A 16,509-nucleotide genomic window follows, 5' to 3' on the forward strand; every position below is an offset into this window, starting at 1 on the left:
ACGCAGGGGCCGACTCTTCCGCGTCCGGGGTCTTCCTCACCGGCTCTCCGCCAGCGGGGTCAGCGTCGGCTGTCGCCGGGCCTCGGGGATCCGCTCCGGCTGCTCGAGTCCGAACGTGGTGAACGCCGTCCGCGCGGGCAGCGGATACGGCTCCTTCCCGGTCAGGGAGTTGAGGATGGTGGCGCTGCGCCAAGCGGCGAGGCCGAGGTCGGGGGCGCCGACGCCGTGGGTGTGGAGTTCGGCGTTCTGGACATAGGCCGTGCCGGTGACCGCTCGGTCGAGGACGAGCCGGAACCGCTCGTCGACATGGGGGCGTTCGCTGGTGTCACGCCGCAGATAGGGGTCGAGGCCCGCGAGGATGCGGTCCAGAGGGCGTTCCCGGTAGCCGGTGGCGAGGACGACGGCGTCCGTGGTGAGCCGGGAGCGGCAGTTCTGCTGGACGTGCTCCAGATGGAGCTCGACCTTGGTGGTGGCGACGCGCCCCGCCGTGCGGACCCGGACACCGGGGGTGAGGACGGCGTCGGGCCAGCCGCCGCGCAGGGTGCGGCGGTAGAGCTCGTCGTGGATCGCGGCGATGGTGTCGGCGTCGATGCCCTTGTGGAGCTGCCACTGGGAGGCGACGAGCCCGTCGCGGACGCTTTCCTCGAGGGCGTGGAAGTAGCGCGTGTAGTCGGGCGTGAAGTGCTCCAGGCCGAGCTTGGAGTACTCCATCGGCGCGAAGGCCTCCGTACGGCCGATCCAGTGCAGCCGCTCGCGTCCGGCGGGGCGGTGGCGCAGCAGGTCGAGGAAGACCTCGGCGCCGGACTGTCCCGAGCCGACGACGGTGACATGGCCGGCGGCGAGGAAGGCGTCGCGGTGGTCGAGGTAGTCGGAGGCGTGGATGACGGGCGCGCCGGGGGCCTCGACGAGGGGCTTGAGGGGGTCCGGGATGTACGGGGCGGTGCCGACGCCGAGGACGATGTTCTTCGTGTACGTACAGCCGGTGGCCTCGGCGTTCCCGTCGGCGTCGAGCCGGGTGAAGTCGACCTCGAAGGCGTCGCGTCCGGGGTGCCAGCGAACGGCGTCGACCTGGTGGGAGAAGCGCAGTCCGGGGAGGTTCTCGGAGACCCAGCGGCAGTAGGAGTCGTACTCGGTGCGCTGGATGTGGAAGCGCTCGGCGAAGTAGAACGGGAACAGCCGGTTGCGGGCCTTGAGGTAGTTGAGGAAGCTCCAGCGGCTGGCCGGGTCGGCGAGGGTCACCAGGTCGGCGAGGAACGGCACTTGGATGGTCGCGCCCTCGATGAGCAGGCCGGGGTGCCAGTCGAAGCCGGGGCGCTGCTCGTAGAAGACGGCGTCGAGTTCGGCGAGCGGGTGGGCGAGGGCGGCGAGGGAGAGGTTGAACGGTCCGATGCCGATGCCGACCAGGTCACAGGGTTCTTCTGGCTCGTGGTCCGGGGGGTGGGTCATCTGGTGGCGGTTCCTTCCACGAGTTTCAGGAGGTCGGCCAGGTCGTCCGGCCGGGTGTGGGGGTTGAGGAGGGTGGCCTTGAGCCAGAGGCGGCCGTCGAGGCGGGCCCGGCCGAGGACGGCGCGGCCCTCGTGCAGCAGGGTGCGCCGTACGCCGGCGACTGCGTCGTCGGTGGCCCCGGCGGGCCGGAACAGGACGGTGCTGATGACCGGCCGGTCGTACAGCTCGAAGGCGGGGTGCTCCTGGACGAGGGCCGCGAACTCTCGTGCCCGAGCGCACACCTGGTCGACGAGGGCGCCGAGGCCGGTGCGGCCGAGGGTCCTGAGGGTGACGGCGATCTTGAGGACGTCGGGGCGGCGGGTGGTGCGCAGGGACCGGCCGAGCAGGTCGGGCATGCCCGCCTCGGTGTCGTCGTCGGCGTTGAGGTAGTCGGCGTGCTGCTGCAGTACGCCCAGGTCGCGGGGGCGGGAGACGGCGAGGAGGCCCGCGGCGACCGGCTGCCAGCCGAGCTTGTGCAGGTCGAGGGTGACGGTGTGGGCGGCCTCGAGTCCGGCGAGCTTCTCGCGGTGCCGTTCGCTGAAGACGAGTCCGCCGCCGTACGCCGCGTCGATGTGCAGGCGGGCCCCGTGGGCGGCGCAGAGACCGGCGATCTCGGGCAGCGGGTCGATGAGACCGGCGTCGGTGGTGCCGGCGGTGGCGGCGACCAGCACGGGGCGGGGGAAGCGGGTGAGGACCTCGTCGAGGGCGGCGGGGTCGAGGGTGCCGTTGGGAGCGGGGACGACCACCGGGTCGGGCAGGCCCAGCAGCCAGGCCGCGCGGGGCAGGGAGTGATGGGCGTTGGCACCGCACACGAGCCGCACGCTTCCGCCGTGGGCCTCGCGGGCGAGCAGCAGGGCGAGCTGGTTGGACTCGGTGCCGCCGGTGGTGACCAGCGAGTCGGCCAGGCCGATCTCATGGGCGAGTTCGCGGGTGACGAGGGCCTCGAGGGCGGAGGCGGCCGGTGCCTGGTCCCAGGAGTCCAAGGACGGGTTGAGGGCGCTTGCGGCGAGGTCGGCGGCCGTGGCGAGGGCGAGTGGCGGGCAGTGCAGGTGCGCCGCGCAGAGCGGGTCGGCGGGGTCGGCGGCGCCTTGGGCGAAGGCGCGGACCAGGGTGCGCAGCGCGTCGGGGTCGCCCTCGTCCGGCAGCACGTCCCCCACGGCGTCCGCGACGGCCGCGGCCACCGCCTCCGGCCCGCCCGGGGGCAAGGGGCCGCCACGTGCCTGCCCGCCCTCCCGCAGCGCGTCGAGCACGGTGTCGATCAACGGCCGCAGAGCGTCGGGCCCTTCGGGTCCTGAGGCGAGGGGCTGCGGCGTGCTCATGGGCTCTCCTCCGGGGGCGCGGGGCAGGGGAACATCCATGTGGAGGCTTCCAGCTTGTACGCCATCGGGGCGACGCGCCCGGAAAGTCCAACGATCGAAACCCGAAAGTGGGTACTCCCGTGCGGGGAAAGCGTGTTGGGGCTGCGGCTGGTTGACGTGATCGCGATCGATGCACCCGGTGGGCAGGCGCCGGCACGGGAGCCGGGCCCGGGTGACGTACGGAGCCTCTTCTACGCGCTGCCACCGGCCGCGGCCCCCAAAGACAAGCTGCTCCTGCTGGTGGAGCGGTCCGGCACCGTGGCCGGATCAGGGGGCTCGGAAGTCGTCCGCGTGGTCCTCGGACCATTGGGTGAAGGTGCGGGCCGGGGTGCCGGTGACGTCCTGGACCGTGGTGGTGATCTCCGGGGGTACGCCAACCGTGGCGGCGAAGCTCTTCAGCAGGGCCCGTACGAAGTGCGGCGGCGCGCCCGGGAACAGCTCGGGCCCCGCCTCCTCCGGCGGCACTTCGACGAAGGTCAGATCCCGGCCGATGGCCCGGCCGATCGCGGCGATCTGGTCGGTGTTGGTGGTGGCGCCGGGGCCGGTGAGGCGGTGGGCCACGCCCTCGTGACCGCCGTCGACGAGGGCGCGTTCGGCGACGGCGGCGATGTCGTCCTCGTGGATCGGCGCCGTGAGCATGTCCGCGAAGACGCCGCGGACGGTGTTCCCGGCCCGGATCTGCGGCGCCCACTGGAACGCGTTGGTGGCGAACGCGTGGGGGCGCAGGAAGGTCCACTCCAGGCCGCTGTCGCGGACCTGCCGCTCGGCGGTGGCATGCATGATGTGGATGGGGTGCGTCTCGTCGGAACCCTCCTGGATGACCCCGGAGGAGAGCAGGACGACATGCCGCACACCCGCCTTGCGGGCGGCGTCGAGCAGAGCCGGGGTCTGCTCGCCGGCCGCCTGGACGTAGAGGAAGAGCCCTGTCGCTCCTTCGAAGAGCGCGTCCGGCTCGGCCAGGCGGAATTTCACCACCTCGGCCTTCCCGGGCAGCCGGGCTCGCCCCGGGTCGCGAGTGAGCGCCCGTACGGGGCGGTCCGCGGCGACGAGCCGGTCGACGAGAGCCCGGCCGACATTGCCGGTGGCGCCGGTCACTACGATCACTGGAATCCTCCTGGGGGCGGAGCCTTCCTGACCACTCAAACCTAGGCAGATGGCTCCCGCCCCCGCATCGTCATCAGGGACCAGCCGGACCGGCGACGTCCTACACCCCGGGGACTAGGCCTTCCGCACCCGCAGCGCCCGGGCCAGGTCGTCGAGTTCGTCGACGAGGCGGCGGCGCAGGGCCGCGACCGGGCCGGCGTCGCGCAGACAGGCCTCGCCCAGGGCGAGGTTCTCCGCGTCCACGGCGCAGGACGGGAAGGCGTAGCGGCCTGCGGCGGTGGCGATGGCGGGTCCGCGGCGGGCGGCCACCGGGAGCGCGTCCGTGTAGTACCGCGCCACGTACTCCCGGACCAGGTCGGCCTGCTCGGGCTGCCAGAACCCCTGGGCGGTGGCCGTGAAGAGGTAGTTGGACAGGTCGTCCGTCGCGAACATCGCGTCCCAGGCCGCGCGCTTGGCCTCGGGATCGGGCAGCGCGGCCCGGCAGCGGGCGGCGCCCTCCTGGCCGGTGGCGCTCGGGTCGCGCTCCAGCTCGGCGGCGATCGCGGCCTCGTCGGTGGCGCCGAGGACGGCGAGGCGGCCGAGGATGCGCCAGCGCAGCTCGGGGTCGAGCTCCGGCCCGCCGGGCACGGTGCCGTCGGCGAGCCAGGCGGCGATGGTGTCCGGGTGGGCGGCGACGTCGATGAAGTGGCGGACGGCGATCAACCGCAGGCCGGGGTTGTCACCGTCCTCGGTGCGCCGGATGAAATCGCGGCACAGCGAGGAGAGGGTGGCCAGGGCCGCCGGACGCTCCTCGGGCGCGAGGTAGCGGTCGGCGATGTGCGTGGAGGCGAAGGCCAGCACGCCCTGGACGAGGGCCAGGTCCGTCTCGCGGGGAAGGTGGGCGCGCGCGGTCTCCAGGAAGGCGGCGGGCGGCAGTTCGCCGTCGCGGACGGCGTCCCTGAGGGCGTTCCACACGACCGCGCGGGTGAGCGGCTCGGGCAGGCCGGACAGGCCCGTGCGGACCGCCTCGAAGGACCCGGCGTCGAACCGGACCTTGGCGTAGGTCAGGTCGCCGTCGTTGAGCAGGATCAGCGCGGGACGCTTGCCGACGGGCTGCGGGGCGCTCTGCGGGACGTCGAGGCCGATGCGCTCACGCAGGACGAGGCCGCCGTCGCCGGCGACGTCGTGGTCGTACACACCGACGCTGATGCGGTGCGGGCGGCTGCCGTCGCGGTGCACGCCGAGCGTGTACGTGCCGGTCGCGTCACCCGCGGTGACCACCGGGGTGAGTGTGTCGACGCCGGTGGTGCGCAGCCAGGCGTCCGCCCAGGCGTGGACGTCGCGGTCGGTGGCGGCGGACAGGGAGTCGATGAAGTCGGCGAGGGTGGCGTTGCCGAACTTGTGCCGGGCGAAGTGGATGTTGATGCCGGCGAGGAAGTCCTTCTCGCCGAGCCAGGCCACCAGCTGGCGCAGCGCGGAGGCGCCCTTGGCGTAGGAGATGCCGTCGAAGTTGAGCAGCGCGGCGGCCGTGTCGTCGACGGCCTCGGGCGCGACCGGATGGGTGGAGGGGCGCTGGTCGGCGTCGTAGCCCCAGGCCTTGCGGGCCACGCCGAAGTCGACCCAGGTGTCGGTGAAACGGGTTGCCTCGATGGTGGTCTGGTAGCCCATGTACTCGGCGAAGGACTCGTTCAGCCAGATGTCGTCCCACCACTTGAGGGTGACGAGGTCGCCGAACCACATGTGGGCCATCTCGTGGGCGATGACCATGGCGCGGGTCTGCCGCTCGGTGTCGGTGACCGCGGAGCGGTAGACGAACTCGTCGCGGAAGGTGACCAGGCCCGGGTTCTCCATGGCGCCCGCGTTGAACTCGGGGACGAAGGCCTGGTCGTAGGAGTCGAAGGGGTAGGGCTCCTCGAACTTCTCGTGGAACCGGTCGAAGCACGCGCGCGTGATGTCGAGGATCTCGTCGGCGTCCGCGTCGAGGTACGGCGCGAGGGAGCGCCGGCAGTGGATGCCGAAGGGCAGGCCGCGGTGCTCGGTGCGGACGGAGTGCCAGGGACCGGCGGCGACGGCGACGAGGTACGTGGAGACCAGCGGGGTGGGGGCGGCCTGCCAGCGGCCCTCGCCCAGGTGCTCGGTGATGCCGTTGGCCAGGACGGTCCAGCCCTCGGGGGCCCTGACGGACAGCTCGAAGACGGCCTTCAGGTCGGGCTGGTCGAAGGCGGCGAAGACACGCTGCACGTCGTCCATGAACAGCTGCGTGTAGGCGTACGTCTCGCCGTCGGTGGGGTCGGTGAAGCGGTGCATGCCCTCCCCGGTGCGGGAGTAACGCATGACGGCGTCGACGCGCAGCTCGTGCTCACCGGCGGTGAGGTCCTTCAGAGGCAGCCGGTCCTGGTCCAGGGTCTCCGGGTCCAGGGGCTGTCCGTCGAGGGTGACGGAGCGCAGTTCGGCGGGCTTGACCTCGACGAACGTGTCTCCGGCGGTCCGCGCGCTGAACCGGATTACGGTGCGCGAGTCGAAGGTCTCGTTCCCGGTGGTCAGGTCGAGTTCGATCGCGTAGCGGTGGACGTCGAGGAGCTGTGCTCGGATCTGCGCTTCGTCGCGCGTCAGTACGGACATGCACGACATGCTGCCTGATGGCACTGACGGCGCACAGGGGCGGATCGGTACACGGCTTATGTCCGGTCCTGCGCCGGAGCGGTCAACGGGGTGTCACGCTGGGGCGGAACCCGGGAGCCGGCGCGGGCCGGAGCGCATCGCGGAGCGCTCTTTCCGCCCTCGTTGCGGTCCTCGACGAGGGCACGCAGTTCACGGACCTCCCGCTCCAGGGCGAGGTTGCGCTGATGGGCGTCGTACAGGTAGCGCACCTTGGTGCGCAGGACCCAGGGGTCGATGGGCTTGAGGACGAGGTCGGCGACACCCAGCCCGAACGCGGTGGAGGTCAGCTCGTGGTCCGGGCCGAATCCGGTGAGCAGGACGACCGGTATGCGCTGGGTCTGCTCCAGTCGGCGCATGTAGCGCACCACCTCCAGGCCGCTGACACCGGGCATGCGCACGTCCAGCAGCAGAAGGCCGACCCGGCCTCGGAGCACCTGTTTGAGCGCCTCGTCGCCACTGGTGGCGCGGCCGAGTTGGTATCCCAGCGGGGCGAGGGCGCTCTCCAGCGCGTACAGCGTTTCCTTGTGATCGTCGACGATGAGGATCTTGGCATCCGGCGGCATGGCCCAGGTCCCTCCCGTGTGGACAACCAGCGTACGTCCCCGCACTGACACGGAGTGCTCGCCGGCTGACGAGGAGTGCACAGCGCAGCATGCCCCTCCCCGCCCCCGCTGTCACGACCCCCTCCACGTCGGCCGAGGTCAGTTCGCTCCGGGCGACTGGCCGTTGACGGTGTCCCCGGCGATGCGCTCGTGGTGTCTGATCACCTCGGCGATGATGAAATTGAGAAATTTCTCAGCGAACGCCGGGTCCAGCTTGGCGTTCTCGGCGAGGGTGCGCAGCCGGGCGATCTGCCGCGCCTCGCGGGCGGGATCGGCGGGCGGCAGCTGGTGGACGGCCTTGAGCCGGCCGACCTGCTGGGTGCACTTGAAGCGCTCGGCGAGCATGTGGACGACGGCCGCGTCGATGTTGTCGATGCTGTCGCGCAGGCGGTCGAGTTCCTCGCGCACGGCGGGGTCGACGTCACCGCTACCGGTGTGGCTGGTGGTCATGGACGTCAACCCTAAGGGGCGGACGGGCTCCCGATCACCGGTACATCGGTACTCGATCACCGGTGCACCGGGTGGGCTCTCGATCACCGGCGGAGCGCCGGGGTCGGGAACCCGGTCGCTCCGGCCGCCGGGTACGACGCGGCTCTGCTGGGCGCGGAAGCGGACCGGGGCCATGCCGACGCGGCGGGTGAACAGGCGGGAGAAGTAGGCGGGATCGTCGTGGCCGACCCGTCGGGCCACGGCCGCGACGGGCAGTTCGGTGGCCGCGAGGAGTTCCTTGGCCCGGCCCGGGCGGATGCCGAGCAGATAGTCCTTGGGGGTGCAGCCGGCTCCGCGGCGGACGGCGCTGCGCAGTTCGGCGGGGGTCATGCCGTGCCGGGCGGCGTGGTCGGCGACCGTCGGCGGTGCGCAGGCGTCCCGGGCGAGGGCCTGCGGGACCCGGTCGCCGTCGGGGGCGAGGTCGGCGCGGGCGCGGCGCAGGGCGACGAGGAGTTCATGGACGGCGGCACCGGTCTCACCTCCAGCAGGGGGTTGCCGCGGCGGGCGCGACGACGGCGTGGAGCGGGTGCCCTTCGCGGGCCTGCCCGCCGACGGCGCCCCGGGGCTGTAGGGGCACCGTCCCGCTCCGCGGAGCCGGGGACGCGCTGCTCGAACTGCCGGGCTGGACACGCGGGTTCGTCCGGATCAATGGCTTCGGCCTCGGCCGCTGCTGGTCCGTCGGCCCCCGGCGCTCGCTCTTCGTCCCGGCCCGGTGCCGCGGGACGGTGACAACGACGTGTGGGTGCTGGAGCTCCAGGACGCCGATCCGGCCCTGCCCGCACCGCGCCTGCGGACCGTCCGACCGCGCAGCGTCTCACTCGGCCGCCGGGCGACCGGCCCGGCGAAAATCGGCTCGCACCCGCCTACAGTGGAGAGGAGTTCTGGGCGTCTTTGGGGGTCAGGGCGTGGCGAACGACGGACCGGTCGAGCACGGCTACCCGCATCTGGAGACGGTGCGGGCGGCCATCACCGCGCTGTACAAGCGCCTCTCGTACGACACCATCCAGACCTTCTCGACCAGCGTGGCCCCCGCCGACGTGGCCTTCTGCGACACGGACGACCTGCATCTGGGGGCGCAGCGCGTGGCCCGCGAGATGGTGCGGCACTTCCGGCTGCCGGATGCCCGGCTGATCGTCTGCTTCCGCGAGATGACCCATGCGGCGAACGTGGAACTCGCGGCGGGCCCGGAGTACTTCGTCGAGCTGAACGACCGGTTCCGCACCCATCGCAGGGACATCGGCGCGGCGCTCGCCCACGAGGTGATGCACGTCTATCTGCACCGTCTGGACCTGTCGTTCCCCGGCACCGCGCAGAACGAGATCCTCACGGACACGGCGACGACGTACCTGGGGGCGGGCTGGCTGCTGCTGGACGCGTACCGGGAGGACACGGTGTCGTCGCAGAAGCTCGGGTATCTCACCCCTGAGGAGTTCGGCTACGTCCTGGCGAAACGTTCCCTGGTCTTCGACGAGGATCCCTCGGTGTGGTTCACCAGCCCGCAGGCCTACACGGCGTACACCAAAGGCATGGCCCAGGCCCGCCGCGACGAGGAACAGCCCCCGCTGACCGCCGCCGGCTGGGCGGGCCGCCGTCGCTACGCCCGCGACCGCCGTCACGCCCACGGGCCGCAGCCCGGGGTCCCGTACACCTTCACCCCCGACGGGGTCGGCCACCTCCATGTCTCGTTCCCCTGCCCCACCTGCCACCAGCGGATCAGGGTGCCGGTACGGGGGCGGGTCCGGGCGCGCTGCGGGTTGTGCCGGACGGTGCTGGAGTGCGACACGTAGGTTTTCGGCGCCGTCGGCTGCGGTGGGCGCTGCCGGGAAGCGGAAGGGACGGAGCCCCACCGGGCCCCGGCCCGAACCCTCGCTCGCCTCACCCCTGTGCCCCGCGACCGCCCGCCGCGGCAGCGCCACGCAAGGCGGAGACCAGCCACTGCACATCGCTCGCCGAGGCTGCAGGTCGCGCCCGAAAGACTTGCGGCCGCACGGGTGTCATCGCAATCCTTAGTTCGGCCGAACGAAATATTTAGCCTGGAACCATGAGCAGCGGCGGAGAGACGAGCGGCGACCGGCGGGCCGAGACCCTCCAGCGCCTCATGGAGGTGGGTCGCGTGCACAGCGGTGTCACCGTGATGTTCCATTCGGCGATCGCCGCCAAGCAGGGCCTGAACGCCACGGAGGAGAAGACCCTCGGCCTCCTGGAGCGCCACGGCCCGCTCACCGCGAAGGAGCTCGCGCAGCTGACCGGCCTGGCCCCCGCCTCGGTCACCGGTCTGGTCGACCGCCTGGAGGCCAAGGGCTTCGCCCGCCGGGTCAAGCACCCCACCGACAAACGCCGGGTGCTCGTCCAGCTGACCCGCGAGAAGATCGGCGAACTCGCCATGTTGTTCGAGGACTGGGCACGCGACGTCGTGGCGGCGTGCGAGGCGTTCAGTACGGATGAACTGGAGACCGTGGTCAGGTTTCTGACGGTCATGTCGCAGGCGCAGCGCAAGGCTGCCGCCCGGCTGTCGTCCTAGGAGCGCCTACGCCCCGTAGACCCGCCCCGGCACCTCCGCCTCCGCGAGCAGCTTCACTGCCGTCTCCCCCGCCTCGGCCGGTGTCCACAGCGCGCCCTTGTCGGCGGTGGGTCCGGGCCGCCAGCCCTCCATGACGGTGATCCGGCCGCCCTCCGCCTCGAAGACCCGGCCGGTGACCCCGGCGCTCGCGGCTGAGCCCAGCCAGACCACCAGCGGGGACACGTTCGCGGGCGCCATGGCGTCGAACCCGGAGTCGGGGGCCGCCATGGTCTCGGCGAAGGCGCCTTCGGTCATACGCGTGCGGGCCGCGGGGGCGATGGCGTTGACCTGGACGCCGTACCGGGCGAGCTCGGCGGCCGCGACCAGGGTCAGCCCGACGATCCCGGCCTTCGCGGCGCTGTAGTTCCCCTGCCCGACGGAGCCCAGCAGTCCGGCGCCGCTGCTGGTGTTGATGATCCGGGCCACCGGTGTCCGGCCGGCCTTGGCCTCGGCCCGCCAGTGCGCGGCGGCGTGCTTCAGGGGCAGGAAGTGCCCCTTGAGGTGGACGCGGAGCACGGCGTCCCAGTCGTCCTCGTCGAAGTTGACGAGCATGCGGTCGCGCAGGAAGCCGGCGTTGTTGACGAGCGTGTCGAGCCGCCCGTACGTCTCCAGGGCCGCCGCCACCAGGGATTCGGCCCCGGCACTCGTGGCGATGTCGCCGCCGTGGGCGACGGCCTCGCCGCCCGCCGCGCGGATCTCTTCGACGACCCGGTGGGCCGGGCTGCCGGGCCCGGGCGCCCCGTCCAGCCCGACGCCCAGGTCGTTGACGAGGACCCGGGCGCCCTCCGCGGCGAACGCGAGCGCGTGGGCCCGTCCGAGCCCCCGCCCGGCGCCGGTGACGACGACGACCCGTCCCGCGCAGATTCCGCTCATCTCACTCCTCCTTGTCGGCGGGCTTGTTGGCAGTCGCGGCATCCAGGAAGGCCGGCCGCTCCCCTCCTCCGTGCACGAGCAGGCTCGCCCCGCTGATGTACGCGGCCGCGTCGGAGGCGAGGAAGACGGCGGCCGCGCCGATGTCGGACGGAGCGGCCAGCCGGCCGAGCGGAACGGTGCCGGAGACCGCGTCGATGCCGTCCTCACCGCCGTAGTGGAGGTGGGACAGCTCGGTGCGGACCATGCCGACGACGAGGGTGTTGACGCGGACCTCCGGCGCCCACTCCACCGCCATGGAACGGGCCAGGTTCTCCAGCCCCGCCTTGGCCGCGCCGTAGGCCGCCGAGCCGGGCGAAGGGCGGCTTCCGCTGACGCTGCCGACCATCACGACCGAGCCCCGGGCCCGTCTGAGGTGCTCGTACGCCGCGAGAGAGGCCGTCAGCGGGGTGATGAGGTTCAGCTCGACCACCCGGGCGTGCCGCTCGGCGTCCGCGTCGGCCAGCCGCCGGTACGGGGTGCCGCCCGCGTTGTTGACCAGGACGTCGAGCCGGGGCAGCGCGTCGAAGAAGGCGCGTACGGCGGGCGGGTCGAGCAGGTCGAGGGGGGCGAACTCGACGCCCTCGACGGTCACTTCGGGTGGTCTGCGGGCACAGACCACGACCCGGGCGCCGGTCTCGGCGAAGGCCCTCGCGATCCCTGCGCCGACGCCCCGGGTGCCGCCCGTGACGACGACGGTGGTGCCGCGCGGCGAGTTATCCACAGGGCCTCCCGCTCATCTTCGCCGACTGCTAGCTTCGAAGCCTCACACCTAACAAATGTTTGGTGGAAAGGCAGCTGAGTGCGAAGGTAGCTGATGCGTCCATGGGTGTCTCCACCTCGTCCCCGGAAAAGGGGATTTCGCTCGTCACGGTCGACTTCCCACCGGTGAACGCGCTGCCGGTGGCCGGATGGTTCGCCCTGGCCGAGGCCGTGCGCACCGCGGGCCGCGACCCGGAGATCCGGTGCGTCGTGCTGGCCGCCGAGGGGCGGGGCTTCAACGCGGGCGTGGACATCAAGGAGATACAGGCGGACGGGCAGGCGGCGCTGATCGGTGCCAACCAGGGTTGCGCGGAAGCCTTCGCCGCGGTCTACGAGTGCGAGACGCCCGTGGTCGCGGCGGTGCAGGGGTTCTGTCTGGGCGGCGGGATAGGCCTGGCGGGGAACGCGGACGCGATCGTGGCGAGCGACGACGCCACGTTCGGGCTGCCCGAGCTGGACCGGGGCGCGCTCGGAGCCGCCACGCATCTGGCCCGGCTGGTTCCGCAGCACCTGATGCGAGCGCTGTACTACACCTCGCGCACGGCGAGCGCGGCCGACCTGCATGCGCACGGCTCGGTATGGCGGGTGGTGCCGCGCGAGGGCCTGCGGGCGGCCGCGCTGGAGCTGGCGCGGGAGATCGCCGCCAAGGACGGTCAGCTGCTGCGCATGGCCAAGGCGGCCATCAACGGGATCGACCCCGTCGACGTGCGCCGCAGCTACCGCTTCGAACAGGGCTTCACCTTCGAGGCCAACCTCAGCGGGCTGGCCGACCGGGTCCGGGACACGTTCGGGAAGGAGGGCGCGTAGGTGGGCGACAAGACGATGACCGCCGAGGAGGTGGTCTCCCGCCTGGAGAGCGGCATGACCCTCGGCATCGGCGGCTGGGGGTCACGGCGCAAGCCGATGGCCCTGGTCAGAGCACTGCTCCGAGCCGGGATCGGCGACCTCACCGTCGTGTCGTACGGCGGCCCGGACGTCGGCATGCTGGTGGCGGCCGGGCGGGTGCGCAAGCTGGTGACGGCCTTCGTCACCCTCGACTCGATCCCGCTCGAACCGCACTACCGCGCGGCGCGCGAGCGCGGGGCCTTCGAGCTGATGGAGGTCGACGAGGGGATGTTCATGTGGGGGCTGCACGCGGCGGCGAACCGGCTGCCGTTCCTTCCGGTGCGGGCGGGGATCGGCTCCGACGTGATGCGGGTCAACCCCGGCCTGCGGACCGTCACTTCGCCGTACGAGGACGGGGAGGTGTTCGTGGCGATGCCCGCCCTGCGGCTGGACGCGGCCCTGGTGCACGTCAACCGCGCCGACCGGCTGGGCAACGGGCAGTACCTGGGCCCGGATCCGTACTTCGACGACCTGTTCTGCGAGGCGGCGACGGCGGCCTATGTCTCGTGCGAACGGATCGTGGACACGGCCGAGTTGACGAAGGAAACGGCCCCGCAGTCCTTGCTGCTCAAGAGGCATTCGGTGACGGGCGTGGTGGAGGCTCCGAACGGTGCGCACTTCACCTCGTGCGCGCCCGACTACGGCAGGGACGAGGGCTTCCAGAAGGAGTACGCGTCCACACCGTGGCAAGAGTTCGCCGAGCGGTTCCTCGACGGGGACGAGCAGGCCTACGAGTCCGCGGTGCGGAACTGGCGGAGGGAGCAGGAGCGATGAGTGCCACCCGCGCCGAGTACTGTGTGATCGCCTGCGCCGAGGCCTGGCGCGGCTCCGGTGAGATCCTGGCGAGCCCGATGGGCGTGATCCCGTCGCTGGGGGCGCGGCTGGCCCGGCTGACCTTCGCGCCGGACCTGCTGCTGACCGACGGCGAGGCGACGCTCGTCCGCCCGGACGGCACACCCGAGGGCTGGCTGCCGTACCGGCAGCATCTGGCCCTGGTGGCCGGCGGCCGGCGGCACGTGATGATGGGCGCGAGCCAGATCGACCGCTTCGGCAACCAGAACATCTCGTGCATCGGCGACTGGGCGCGGCCCGTGCGGCAGCTGCTCGGCGTGCGCGGCGCTCCGCTCAACACGCTGAACAACCCGACGAGTTACTGGATCCCGAGACACTCCCGGCGGGTCTTCGTCGAGAAGGTCGACATGGTGTGCGGGGTGGGGTACGACCGTGCCGCCGGGCACCCCGGCACGGCCCGCCATCACCGCATCGCGCGCGTCGTCTCCGACCTCGGCGTCTTCGACTTCGCCACGCCCGACCGCGGCATGCGGCTGGCCTCCCTGCATCCTGGGGTGGACGTCGAACAGGTGCGGGAGGCGACTGACTTCGCGCTCACCGTCCCGGACGAGGTGCCGTACACCCGCGAGCCCACCGAGCAGGAGCTGCGGCTGATCCGGGACGTGCTCGACCCCGGTGGCGCCCGCGCGCGCGAGGTGCCGGAGAGGGCGAGGAACTGATGGAGACCGCGCTCACCCGGCTGGTCGGGGTCCGGCACCCGATCGTGCAGACGGGGATGGGCTGGGTGGCGGGCCCACGGCTGGTCTCGGCGGCGGCGAACGCGGGCGCGCTGGGCATCCTGGCCTCCGCGACGATGACGCTGGACCAGCTGCGCGGCGCGATACGCGAGGTCGGGTCGCGCACGGCCGCGCCATTCGGGGTGAACCTCCGGGCGGACGCGGGCGACGCCGGCGACCGGGCGCGCCTGATCATCGACGAAGGGGTGCGGGTGGCGTCCTTCGCGCTCGCGCCCTCCCGTGAGCTGATCGCCGAGCTCAAGGAGGCGGGGGTGGTCGTGATCCCGTCCGTCGGGGCGCGGCGGCACGCGGAGAAGGTCGCGGCGTGGGGCGCGGACGCGGTGATCGTGCAGGGCGGGGAGGGGGGCGGGCACACCGGCGAGGTGGCGACGACCGTGCTGCTGCCGCAGGTGGTGGACGCGGTGCGGATACCCGTGGTGGCGGCCGGCGGCTTCTTCGACGGCCGGGGCCTGGTCGCGGCGCTCGCGTACGGGGCGGCGGGGGTCGCCATGGGGACGCGGTTCCTGCTCACCTCGGACTCGACGGTGCCGGACGCGGTGAAGGCCAGGTATCTGGCGGCGACGGTCCGGGACGTCACCGTCACCACGGCGGTCGACGGCCTGCCGCACCGCATGCTGCGCACGGACCTGGTGGACTCCCTGGAGCGCTCCGGTCGGGCCCGCGCGCTGGTGCACGCCGTGCGCCGGGCGGCCGGGTTCCGGAAGCTGTCGGGCCTCACCTGGCGGCGGATGGTCCGCGACGGGCTCGCCCTGAAGCACGGCAAGGAGCTGTCCTGGAGTCAGGTGCTGCTCGCCGCGAACACGCCGATGCTGCTGAAGGCCGCGATGGTGGACGGCCGTGCGGACCTCGGGGTGATGGCGTCCGGGCAGGTCGCCGGGGTGATCGACGACCTGCCGTCATGCTCGGAGCTGGTGGAGCGGATCATGAAGGAGGCGGAGAAGGTGCGGGAGAGGCTCACAGCCGTTCGATGATCGTGACGTTGGCCTGGCCGCCGCCCTCGCACATGGTCTGCAGCCCCAGCCGGACGCCGGTGCGCTCCAGTTCGTGCAGCAGGGTGGTCATGAGCCGGACGCCGGTGGCGCCCAGGGGATGGCCGAGGGCGATCGCGCCGCCGTTGACGTTGACCTTCTCCGGGTCGGCGCCGGTCTCCTTCAGCCAGGCCAGCACGACAGGCGCGAAGGCCTCGTTGATCTCGACGAGGTCGATGTCGTCGATGGTGAGCCCGGTCTTCTTCAGGGCGTGCGCGGTGGCCGGGATGGGGGCGGAGAGCATGCGGATGGGGTCCTCGCCGCGGACGGAGAGGTGGTGCACACGGGCCCGCGGGCGCAGCCCGTGCTCGCGTACCGCCCGCTCCGAGGCCAGCAGCATGGCCGCCGCGCCGTCGGAGACCTGCGAGGAGCAGGCGGCGGTGATGGTGCCACCGTCGATCACGGGCTTCAGGGCGGCCATCTTCTCCAGTGAGGTGTCCCGGCGCGGGCCCTCGTCGGCCGTGACGTCCCCGTGGGGGACGAGTTCGCGGTCGAAGCGGCCCTCGTCGATCGCCCGCACCGCCCGCCGGTGCGAGCGCAGGGCGAACTCCTCCTGGTCCTGCCTGCTGATCCCCCACTTGGCGGCGATCATCTCGGCGCCGGTGAACTGGTTGACGGGCTGCCTGCCGTAGCGGGCCCGCCAGCCCCCGCTGCCCAGGAAGGGGCCCTCGGTCAGGCCGAGCGGCTCGGCGGCCTGCCGGGAGGCGAAGGCGATGGGGATCTGCGACATGTTCTGGACACCGCCGGCGACCACCAGGTCCTGGGTGCCGGACAGCACGGCCTGCGCGGCGAAGTGCACGGCCTGCTGCGAGGAGCCGCACTGCCGGTCCACGGTCACACCGGGCACCTCCTCGGGCAGCCCGGCCGCCAGCCAGCAGGTCCGGGCGATGTCCCCGGCCTGCGGTCCGACGGTGTCCAGACAGCCGAAGACGACGTCCTCCACGGCGCCCGGGTCCACACCCGCACGCGCGACGAGTTCCTTGAGCACATGGGCGCCCAGGTCGGCCGGGTGGACCGGGCTCAATCCGCCGCCGCGCCGCCCGACGGGCGTCCGGACCGCTTCGACTATGTAGGCCTCGGGCATGACAACTCCCCATG

General features: G+C 72.4%; 15 protein-coding genes and 1 pseudogene. 6 read left to right on the forward strand and 10 right to left on the reverse strand.

Features of this window, described 5'->3' with window-relative positions; all coding sequences use genetic code 11:
- Window positions 1-36: 36 nt before the first annotated feature.
- The 7 genes and pseudogenes from Q8A52_RS18735 to Q8A52_RS18765 all read right to left on the reverse strand — a co-directional run.
- Entirely contained in the window at window positions 37-1,446 is a 1,410-nt protein-coding gene (locus tag Q8A52_RS18735) for a lysine N(6)-hydroxylase/L-ornithine N(5)-oxygenase family protein (protein ID WP_316753606.1), read from the reverse strand.
- On the reverse strand, window positions 1,443-2,804 hold the full coding sequence (locus Q8A52_RS18740; protein ID WP_316753608.1) for a pyridoxal phosphate-dependent decarboxylase family protein: 1,362 nt from the start codon (window positions 2,802-2,804) through the stop codon (window positions 1,443-1,445). Before Q8A52_RS18740 ends, Q8A52_RS18735 begins: the two co-directional genes overlap by 4 nt.
- 306 nt (window positions 2,805-3,110) lie before the next feature.
- Window positions 3,111-3,947, reverse strand: coding sequence for an NAD(P)H-binding protein (locus tag Q8A52_RS18745; RefSeq protein ID WP_316753610.1), 837 nt, complete (start codon window positions 3,945-3,947; stop codon window positions 3,111-3,113).
- A 114-nt stretch (window positions 3,948-4,061) separates the two neighbouring features.
- The gene (gene pepN, locus Q8A52_RS18750) at window positions 4,062-6,548 is read right to left on the reverse strand and encodes an aminopeptidase N (RefSeq protein WP_316753612.1); all 2,487 of its coding nucleotides are present in this window, start codon (window positions 6,546-6,548) and stop codon (window positions 4,062-4,064) included.
- A gap of 56 nt (window positions 6,549-6,604) precedes the next feature.
- A complete protein-coding gene (locus Q8A52_RS18755) occupies window positions 6,605-7,150 on the reverse strand; it encodes a response regulator (protein ID WP_316753614.1) in 546 nt (181 codons plus the stop codon).
- Window positions 7,151-7,288: 138 nt separating this feature from the next.
- On the reverse strand, window positions 7,289-7,639 hold the full coding sequence (locus Q8A52_RS18760; RefSeq protein WP_316753925.1) for a chorismate mutase: 351 nt from the start codon (window positions 7,637-7,639) through the stop codon (window positions 7,289-7,291).
- 72 nt (window positions 7,640-7,711) lie between these two features.
- Window positions 7,712-8,220, reverse strand: a pseudogene (locus Q8A52_RS18765) (helix-turn-helix transcriptional regulator); the annotation flags it as partial.
- Between the two features lie 363 nt (window positions 8,221-8,583).
- Here Q8A52_RS18765 and Q8A52_RS18770 point away from each other — a divergent pair.
- Entirely contained in the window at window positions 8,584-9,465 is an 882-nt protein-coding gene (locus tag Q8A52_RS18770) for a hypothetical protein (protein ID WP_316753615.1), read from the forward strand.
- A 254-nt stretch (window positions 9,466-9,719) separates the two neighbouring features.
- Window positions 9,720-10,199 carry a MarR family winged helix-turn-helix transcriptional regulator gene (locus Q8A52_RS18775; protein ID WP_316753617.1) on the forward strand — a complete coding sequence of 160 codons (480 nt, stop codon included), beginning with the start codon at window positions 9,720-9,722 and terminating at the stop codon, window positions 10,197-10,199.
- 6 nt (window positions 10,200-10,205) lie between these two features.
- Here the strand turns inward: Q8A52_RS18775 and Q8A52_RS18780 are convergent, their stop codons facing one another.
- Complete coding sequence (locus tag Q8A52_RS18780) at window positions 10,206-11,111, reverse strand: SDR family oxidoreductase (protein ID WP_316753619.1); 906 nt, start codon at window positions 11,109-11,111, stop codon at window positions 10,206-10,208.
- A 1-nt stretch (window position 11,112) separates the two neighbouring features.
- Complete coding sequence (locus Q8A52_RS18785; protein ID WP_316753621.1) at window positions 11,113-11,871, reverse strand: SDR family oxidoreductase; 759 nt, start codon at window positions 11,869-11,871, stop codon at window positions 11,113-11,115.
- A 101-nt stretch (window positions 11,872-11,972) separates the two neighbouring features.
- Here Q8A52_RS18785 and Q8A52_RS18790 point away from each other — a divergent pair, with 101 nt between their 5' ends.
- The 4 genes from Q8A52_RS18790 to Q8A52_RS18805 are packed head-to-tail and all read left to right on the forward strand — an operon-like array spanning window position 11,973 to window position 15,354.
- Window positions 11,973-12,716, forward strand: a complete 744-nt coding sequence (locus tag Q8A52_RS18790; RefSeq protein ID WP_316753623.1) for an enoyl-CoA hydratase family protein — start codon at window positions 11,973-11,975, stop codon at window positions 12,714-12,716.
- Window positions 12,717-13,568: a CoA transferase subunit A gene (locus Q8A52_RS18795; RefSeq protein WP_316753625.1), complete on the forward strand. Its 852-nt coding sequence runs from the start codon at window positions 12,717-12,719 to the stop codon at window positions 13,566-13,568.
- Window positions 13,565-14,305, forward strand: coding sequence for a CoA-transferase subunit beta (locus Q8A52_RS18800; RefSeq protein ID WP_316753627.1), 741 nt, complete (start codon window positions 13,565-13,567; stop codon window positions 14,303-14,305). The genes Q8A52_RS18795 and Q8A52_RS18800 overlap by 4 nt, the downstream gene beginning before the upstream one ends.
- Entirely contained in the window at window positions 14,305-15,354 is a 1,050-nt protein-coding gene (locus tag Q8A52_RS18805) for an NAD(P)H-dependent flavin oxidoreductase (protein WP_316753629.1), read from the forward strand. Before Q8A52_RS18800 ends, Q8A52_RS18805 begins: the two co-directional genes overlap by 1 nt.
- Here the strand turns inward: Q8A52_RS18805 and Q8A52_RS18810 are convergent.
- Window positions 15,338-16,495 carry an acetyl-CoA C-acetyltransferase gene (locus tag Q8A52_RS18810; protein ID WP_316753631.1) on the reverse strand — a complete coding sequence of 386 codons (1,158 nt, stop codon included), beginning with the start codon at window positions 16,493-16,495 and terminating at the stop codon, window positions 15,338-15,340. The two genes, Q8A52_RS18805 and Q8A52_RS18810, sit on opposite strands and share 17 nt — an antisense overlap.
- Between the last annotated feature and the right edge of the window lie 14 nt (window positions 16,496-16,509).

Origin of the sequence: Streptomyces herbicida (genome assembly GCF_032656585.1) — a bacterium.
GTDB classification, from domain to species: domain Bacteria; phylum Actinomycetota; class Actinomycetes; order Streptomycetales; family Streptomycetaceae; genus Streptomyces; species Streptomyces herbicida.